The sequence below is a fragment of the Sporosarcina sp. P32b genome, from assembly GCF_002743335.1.
Classification (GTDB): domain Bacteria; phylum Bacillota; class Bacilli; order Bacillales_A; family Planococcaceae; genus Sporosarcina.
Genome location: NZ_PDZB01000017.1, coordinates 67,445 through 75,267 on the forward strand (window position 1 = coordinate 67,445; position 7,823 = coordinate 75,267).

At 36.7% G+C, this 7,823-nt stretch carries 8 protein-coding genes and 1 pseudogene; 7 read left to right on the forward strand and 2 right to left on the reverse strand.

Annotated elements, in window-relative coordinates; all coding sequences use genetic code 11:
* Window positions 1-200: 200 nt before the first annotated feature.
* The 7 genes from wrbA (at window position 201) to CSV64_RS12100 (ending at window position 7,516) form a co-directional block, all read left to right on the forward strand.
* Complete coding sequence (wrbA, locus tag CSV64_RS12065) at window positions 201-812, forward strand: NAD(P)H:quinone oxidoreductase (protein ID WP_099626281.1); 612 nt, start codon at window positions 201-203, stop codon at window positions 810-812.
* Between the two features lie 1,210 nt (window positions 813-2,022).
* Window positions 2,023-3,174: an ABC transporter substrate-binding protein gene (locus CSV64_RS12075; protein ID WP_099634734.1), complete on the forward strand. Its 1,152-nt coding sequence runs from the start codon at window positions 2,023-2,025 to the stop codon at window positions 3,172-3,174.
* Between the two features lie 107 nt (window positions 3,175-3,281).
* On the forward strand, window positions 3,282-4,166 hold the full coding sequence (locus CSV64_RS12080; protein WP_029055115.1) for a branched-chain amino acid ABC transporter permease: 885 nt from the start codon (window positions 3,282-3,284) through the stop codon (window positions 4,164-4,166).
* A 4-nt stretch (window positions 4,167-4,170) separates the two neighbouring features.
* The gene (locus CSV64_RS12085; RefSeq protein ID WP_099634733.1) at window positions 4,171-5,154 is read left to right on the forward strand and encodes a branched-chain amino acid ABC transporter permease; all 984 of its coding nucleotides are present in this window, start codon (window positions 4,171-4,173) and stop codon (window positions 5,152-5,154) included.
* Window positions 5,126-5,899, forward strand: coding sequence for an ABC transporter ATP-binding protein (locus CSV64_RS12090; protein WP_099634732.1), 774 nt, complete (start codon window positions 5,126-5,128; stop codon window positions 5,897-5,899). The genes CSV64_RS12085 and CSV64_RS12090 overlap by 29 nt, the downstream gene beginning before the upstream one ends.
* Window positions 5,892-6,593, forward strand: coding sequence for an ABC transporter ATP-binding protein (locus CSV64_RS12095; RefSeq protein WP_099634731.1), 702 nt, complete (start codon window positions 5,892-5,894; stop codon window positions 6,591-6,593). The genes CSV64_RS12090 and CSV64_RS12095 overlap by 8 nt, the downstream gene beginning before the upstream one ends.
* Before the next feature lie 578 nt (window positions 6,594-7,171).
* Entirely contained in the window at window positions 7,172-7,516 is a 345-nt protein-coding gene (locus CSV64_RS12100) for a DUF6568 family protein (protein WP_099634730.1), read from the forward strand.
* Between the two features lie 70 nt (window positions 7,517-7,586).
* Here CSV64_RS12100 and CSV64_RS17095 read toward each other — a convergent pair whose 3' ends face one another.
* Together CSV64_RS17095 and CSV64_RS16880 are read right to left on the reverse strand one after the other, a co-directional pair.
* Window positions 7,587-7,685, reverse strand: a complete 99-nt coding sequence (locus tag CSV64_RS17095) for an IS3 family transposase (RefSeq protein WP_369824190.1) — start codon at window positions 7,683-7,685, stop codon at window positions 7,587-7,589.
* A pseudogene (locus CSV64_RS16880) lies at window positions 7,682-7,823 on the reverse strand (IS3 family transposase); the annotation flags it as partial. The gene CSV64_RS17095 and the pseudogene CSV64_RS16880, both read right to left, overlap by 4 nt.

The window sequence follows — 7,823 nt, forward strand, 5'->3', positions numbered from 1 at the left end:
TGGATTGTTAACGAATTCATTAAGATAATTTTTTTACTGTTGCACCTCAACCTCAATTGAAAAGTAAGTTGATTTGGTATAAAAATTATATGTATGGAGATGATTAGTAATAGAAATAACGGGGAAAGGAAGAAGGAATGGGTTCTCATAGTATGAGCCCTTAATGAAACAATATTTATCAAACTGAAGGAGATGTTAGGATGTCAAAAGTTAAGTTAGCAGTAATTTTTTACAGTATGGGTGGAACGAATTATCAATTAGCAAAGTGGGCAGAGGCAAGTGCGAAAGAAGCAGGTGCTGATGTGAAAATTTTAAAAGTACAAGAACTGGCTCCACAATCAGTAGTTGAAAACAATGATGTATGGAAAGCAACAGCTGATGCAACAAAAGATATTCCAGTAGCTACATCAGATGATATTGAATGGGCAGACGCTATTATTTTCAGTACGCCAACACGCTTTGGTAATATGGCTTCTCAAATGAAACAATTTCTTGATACACAGGGTGGGATATGGGCAAAAGGAAAGACTATAAATAAGGTTGTAAGTGCTATGTCTTCTGCTCAAAATCCACATGGCGGTCAAGAAGCAACCATCCTATCGCTATATACTTCGATGATGCATTGGGGTGCGATTATCGTTCCACCAGGATATTCGGATCCAGTAATCTTTGGTGCGGGTGGAAACCCTTATGGAACTAGTGTTACAGTCGGCCCGTCCGGTGAAATGATTGAAGATGTAGAAGCTGCTGTTAAATATCAAGCTAAGCGTACAGTCACTGTGGCAGAGTGGGTTAAAAAAGGAATTCAATAAATAAATGTCGTTGAAAAACTCTGTCTAAATAGGCAGGGTTTTTCTATGTTCTTGATTGATCAATGAATCAAACTTTAAAAATAGTGTGCGAATTCAGCTTGTAAGCATTTACTTGTTTATGCGCTAAAGCATTGCGGAATACTACTAATAACAATGATATTCCAACAGTACCTGGCTCCATCTACACAAATGGAGACGTAGTAAACGTTACATATGAATCTTCTATGTTTGGAGAAGAAATTAAATCTTTCATGAACAAGTAATTGATCGAAACTATATAAATGAATCCTTAATTCGATAATGAATTAGGGATCTTTTAACTAATGAGCTGTTTTCAAGGAAAGGTTTGCTGTAGTTCGTTTAGAAACATTTTATCTCTTCTGTATTATGGAGATAAATAAGCTCGATAGCTTCTTTTAGATATGCTCTGCGCTTTGTACGATCCGCTATGTATCGCTTCATACTATCCGCCTTCAGGAAATTAATACAGATAAATCCCATATCGTTCATCATAGATTTTCACAATTTTATCACGGATCATTTTGGCCAATGAGGGACCTGAGCTACTTGTTGATACACCGATAAGCAGTTTACCACGGGTAGTGACAGCGGGAATTTGCTCAGTGGCTAACAACGGATTGGAAGCGTAAACGACTAGTTTTTATACCTCTTTATATTGTGTGATTATGGCATAAGAAATTTGAAGAGACCTAATTTAATTAGGTCTTTTTGTCTGCTTACCGACGTAAAGTAATAGATAGGACAATAATAAAAATGAAAAGAGTAACCATATAAACTAGTAAATTACTGACTAGTCACTGCTCTGCAAAAGTGAAACCATTTAATATAACAAGATTACTAATGGTAGAGAGTGTGCCGTAACAACTCACTGCGAAGATAGCCATAAGTGGATCTATCCAGTTTATTGAAATGTTTTACATTATCTGCAATTAAGAAATGAATATTTATAATGCAAATGATGGTTTTAAATATTTGAAATATTATACCTATACTAATAATAATAAGGTATAATCAAAATATTAGTTATATCACTATTTTGTCACGTAAAATCAGAAGCTCATATTCGATAAGTCATAGGATAACTAGAGTTGTGACAAATGAACATGCCAAAATGGTATAACTAACAAATTATTGAGAGTTGTGTAATTCTCAATGATTGAAATTTCAATCAAATAGGGGGCTGGGTAGAATGAGTAAAAGAAGTAAACTCTTGTTTACAGTTTTAATGGCTTTCACATTAGTAATGTTAGCCGCATGTGGAGACTCATCAACAGATGATACAAAAAGTGCAGATTCTGATGATGTTGTAAAAGCAAAAGTAGGCGTTATTTCATACTTAACTGGTCCAGGTGCTAGTTATGGTGAAGCGATTACAAACGGAATCAATCTTGCGCACAAAGAAATTACTGATCTTGGAGAAGTCGACATCGAGTTGAAGATTGAAGACTCTGCTGGTAAACAAGAAGAAGCATTGTCTGTTGCACAAAAATTAATGAACTCAGAAAATGTAGATGCAATCATTGGACCTACTTTAAGTACTGAAATGCAAATTGTTGGACCAGAAGCAGATTTAAACGGTGTTCCGATTCTAGGTACATCAAACACTGCTGAAGGTATTCCGCAACTTGGAGAATATGTATTCAGAAACTCGATTCCTGAGACGTTAGCAATTCCTGCATCTGTACAGAAAGCTATTGATAAATATGGCGCGAAAAAAGTTGCTATTTTATACGGAAATGATGATGTATTCACAAAAGCAGGATATGACACGATGAAGCAAGTTGCTGAAGATTTAGATTTAGAAGTTTTAACAACAGAAACTTTCCAGTTAGGACAATCTGATTATAAAGCCCAATTAACAAAAATTAAGAGCCTTAACCCAGATTTAGTTTTAGCTTCTGCTCTTTATAATGAAGGTGCAGTAATTCTTGATCAAGCCCGCAAAATGGGAATTGACGTACCATTTGTTGGCGGTAATGGTTTTAACTCACCGGAAGTCATTAAAATTGCTGGTGATGCTGCAAATGGTTTAATCGTTGCAACTCCTTGGTTCTCTAAGAAAGACGACGAGAAAGTGAAAAAGTTTGTTGAAGATTATGAAGCGGCTTACGGTATGGAGCCAGACCAGTTCGCAGCACAAGCATATGATGGTTTTTATGTAATGGCTGAAGCAATTAAAAATGCTGGTGAAACAGATCGTGATGCGATTCGTGATGCACTTGCTGAAATTAAAGATTTTGAAGGTGTTCTAGGAAATATGTCATTTGATGAAGAAGGCGACATTATTATGGAGCCAACTGTTTTAATTATTGAAGGTGACGAATACGTAGTATTTGAATAATTTTTAAGGATAGGGGCTGGGGGTTTCCCAGCCTTATTGTTTTCCTAAATAACTTACGAAAAATGAGATTGATTAAATAAGTCGAAAATGAAGAAGGAGGAGGACTATTGCTAATTGAACAATTAATAAATGGGTTAACATTAGGGAGTATCTATGTCATTGTTGCGCTAGGTTACACCCTCGTATTTGGTGTATTAAACGTAGTGAATATGGGGCACGGTGAAATCTTTATGTTCGGAGCATTTATGGGCGTCGTCGTCACGAATATATTAGGTTGGCCATTATATATTGCATTTGTTGTTGCCATTGTAGTGACAGGAATTTTAGGCTATTTTCTGGAAACATTTGCGCTAAGACCATTACGAGGAAAAGAAGGTGTCTCACATCTTGCGCCTTTAATAAGTACAATCGGAGTTTCTATCTTTCTTGAGAACGTCGCACATCACTTTTTTGGTTCAGGTAACCAACCATTCCGTACATCACTTTCGGAATTAAAATTCGTTTTAGGATCAACAACTGTTTACTACGTTCAAATTATTATTTTCGTTATTGCTATTTTACTTATGTTCGGACTTACTTTTTGGTTATCTAAAACAAAGGCAGGAAAAGCATTACGTGCAAGTGCGGAAAACTTAGCAGTAGCCAGTCTTCTCGGTGTAAATACGAAGAGAACGATAACGCAAACCGTTATTATTGCATCGGCAATGGGCGGAATCGCTGGGATTTTAGTTGGAATAGCTTTCAACTCTGTTAACCCTCAAATGGGTTTATCTTTCGGACTTAAAGGATTAGCTATTATTATTTTAGGTGGCTTAGGTAATGTAAGGGGGGCCATGGTAGGTGGCTTGATTTTAGGGATGGCTGAAACATTTATCGTAGCCTATGGAGATTCAGGTTATCGTGATGCTGTTGCGTTTATCGCAATCATTGTTATTTTAATCGTACGACCACAAGGAATCTTTGGAACAGCTACAACTGGAAGAAAGGGTTGATTAGATGTTAGGCGAATTAATAAACCCGTATTATCTACAAGTTAGTTCTTTTATTTTAATCAATATTATTCTGGCTGTTAGTATATACATAACGCTTGGAACGGGACAATTATCACTGGGTCACGCAGGTTTTATGAGTATAGGCGCGTACACAACAGCTATTCTAACGCTACATTATAATATGCCACTTGTACTCGGTGTCATTATAGCTGCGATCTTTACAGGGATTGTTGGGACATTAATTGGTATACCAGCTTTAAGATTGCAAGGTGTTTATCTCGCTATTGCAACACTTGGGTTTGGTGAAGTCGTTCGAGTCCTTTTCATTAACTGGGATGGTTTAACAAACGGTGCAATTGGCTTATCAGGCATTCCGCATCTTGGAAGAGAAATATTTAGTTTAAGTAAAAGTATGGGAATAGAACCTGATATGTTTGGGTTGAAAAATAACCAATTCATAAGTTTAGCTGTCTTTTTTGTCTTACTTATTATAACGATTTCAGTCATTTGGTTCTTTGTAAGACAAAATAATTCTAGAATTGGACGTGCTTTCTCCGCTATTAAAATGGATGAAGAAGCATCAGAAGCAATGGGTATTAATATTACGTATTACAAAGTGTTAGCTTTCGGTCAGGGCGCAATGTTGGCAGGATTTGCAGGCGCATTATATGCCCATTTAATGGCGTACATTAGCCCATCAGACTTTGATTATCACAGAGCAGTAGAAATATTAATATTTTCTATCTTTGGCGGAAGTGAGGTTATATGGGGATCCATATTCGGAGCTGTGTTCTTATCTGCAATGCCGGAATTCCTACGTTTTATCAACGAATATCGATTTATGATTTATGGCGCGCTTCTGGTTCTTATGATGGCGTTCCGTCCACAAGGAATTATCGATGTGAATATGGTGAACCGATTTAAACGATTGAAACCTAAGAAGAAAGGGGAGGAAAAGCATGGTACTGGAAATAAAGAAGATCAGTAAAAACTTTGGTGGTATCCAAGCTTTAACCGATGTCTCATTTTCAGTGGAAGAAGGCGAAATTCTTGGTTTAATTGGGCCTAATGGTGCTGGGAAAACGACGATGTTTAATATGATTACAGCTATGTATCCTCCTAGTTCTGGTGAAATATCGTTTGTTGGTAATCCACTTTCAAATCTGAAGCCACATCAAATCACTGAAAAAGGTATCTGTCGTACATTTCAAAATATCCGTTTGTTTTCTGACTTAACAGTACGTGAAAACGTTATGGTAGGTAATCATTGCCGACTAAAAACTAATGTGATGCAAAGTGTTTTTCGTACGAAAGCTCAAAAAGCAGAAGAAGCTAGAGTCTTGGCGACTTCAGATGAGATACTAGAAGTTGTCGGCTTAGCGAATGACAAGGAAACGATTGCAAAAAACCTTTCATACGGTGCACAGCGAAGATTAGAAATCGCAAGAGCTTTAGCGAGTAGACCAAAGTTAATTCTTCTTGACGAACCAGCAGCTGGTATGAATGAAAAAGAAACGAATGATTTATTTAATTTAATTAAAAAAATCCAAACATTAGATATTACAGTGCTACTGATCGAACATGATATGCCACTAGTGATGCGTGTATGTAATAGAATTATCGTTTTGAACTTTGGTAAAAAAATTGCAGAAGGTACACCGAGCAGTATTCAAAACAATAAAGAAGTAATTGAAGCCTACCTCGGGGTTGAGGAGGAAGATGAGCTTGCTTAAACTAGATAACATCAGTACCTTTTATGGTAAAATTCAAGCGTTAAAAGGCATAGATATAGCTGTAGAAGAAGGGACGATCGTAACGATTTTAGGTGCCAATGGTGCGGGCAAGACGACGATGATGAATACCATCGCAGGGCTTTTAAAACCTAAAGAAGGTACAATCCATTATTTAGGGAAAGATGTTACAGGCCGTCGACCAGACCAGCTTTTAAGAAACGGTTTAGCACTTGTTCCAGAAGGCCGAGGTATTTTGGCAACAATGACTGTTTTAGAAAACTTGGAAATGGGTGCATATCACCGAAGTGATTCCGAAGTTGGCGCGGATATTGAAAAAGTGATGGATCGTTTTCCAATTCTGAGAGAACGAAAAGAGCAATACGGTGGTACACTTTCAGGTGGACAACAACAAATGTTAGCGATTGCCAGAGTGATTATGTCTAGACCAAAGCTTCTTTTACTAGATGAACCTTCAATGGGTCTAGCACCGATAATCGTTGCTGATATATTTAAAATTATTAAAGAGATTAATGAAGCAGGTACGACTGTATTACTTGTTGAACAAAATGCGCGACAAGCCTTAAAAGTAGCAGATCGTGGGTATGTACTTGAAAATGGGAAAGTAGTTGCTTCTGGTACTGCTAAAGAATTACTGCAAGATGATACGATTAAGAAAGCTTATTTAGGTCATTAATCAAGATTGAAAAGGTAGTGGAACTTTGCTACCTTTTTTTATTTTGTTAAAATAGAGAAAAATAATTTAAACCTAGACCTAAACCTTTACTTAAATAAAATTTTCACTTGGTGTGAATAATATGAACTTCCATGAATCTTAGAAAGTTAGAGATAGAGGGATTATCATTGATCGTATTCCAACGGGTATCAAACATTGTATCGCGTACATAACAGATTAAGAGTTGGGCATGTGACATGGGATCATCCATGACAAGGAGATGATTACGTAGCTACAAGTGTGATGGCCATTCCAGCGCATGACGACAATCTGTTTATGAATATAGTAGTAGGCACAAGCTATATCTTAAACGTTTTTGGAAAACAACAGGACTGTTCAAGTAAATGAATTAGGCTTGATTGAGTCTTCGTTAACACAGGCTATAATGACGACAGGATGGATGGGGAATATCGTCCACGCCTATCCGTTTAATTAGATAGTGTAAAAAGTATGTGAACGTAGAACCCATAAGCAGATTTGTTTGAGTCGCTATACAATGCGGTATACTACTACTAACAAAGAAAGGAGATTGATCATAAATGAGTTATGAAGAAAATATAGCTAGTTTTGATAAAATTGATTCAGCAAGAGCAGACGAACTAGTAAAAGGGAACGGCGAGGCTGTAATCTACGTCGGTAAATCCGTATGTCCTTACTGCCAAATCTTCGTTGAGAAACTCAACAAAGTAGCCAAAGAAACGGATACCCACATCTATTACGTTAACAGTATTGAAAACGCTGATATGAAAGGTGTTTCTGCCTTCCGTAATGAGTACGACATTCCAACAGTACCTGGTTTTATCTACACAAATGGAGACACAGTAAACGTTAAATGTGATTCTTCTATGTCTGAAGAAGAAATTAAATCTTACATGAACAAGTAATCGATCGAAAACTATATAAAAAGATCCTTAATTCGTAAGTGAACTTGATATGACCCCTAAAAGTTAGAGTTTAATATTCCGCAGCTTGTTGGTTGGTGTGAAGACGGTATTGTACCGGACTCATGCCAGCCAATTTCTGTTTAATCCGTTTGTTATTATAGTAATGGATAGAATTTCTCCATTATACATATCCATAATGGGGCTAAGATAGAGTTTTCGACCATCGGAACACTTGAATTCTGTAATATCCATTATCAATTTTTGATAGGGAATCGACGTATTGAAACGACGGTGAATTCGGTTCTTT

Coding starts and splice junctions, on each gene's coding strand:
- wrbA (WP_099626281.1), top strand. CDS start 201: ATGTCAAAAGTTAAGTTAGCAGTAATTTTTTACAGTATGGGTGGAACG.
- CSV64_RS12075 (WP_099634734.1), top strand. CDS start 2,023: ATGAGTAAAAGAAGTAAACTCTTGTTTACAGTTTTAATGGCTTTCACA.
- CSV64_RS12085 (WP_099634733.1), top strand. CDS start 4,171: ATGTTAGGCGAATTAATAAACCCGTATTATCTACAAGTTAGTTCTTTT.
- CSV64_RS12090 (WP_099634732.1), top strand. CDS start 5,126: ATGGTACTGGAAATAAAGAAGATCAGTAAAAACTTTGGTGGTATCCAA.
- CSV64_RS12100 (WP_099634730.1), top strand. CDS start 7,172: ATGAGTTATGAAGAAAATATAGCTAGTTTTGATAAAATTGATTCAGCA.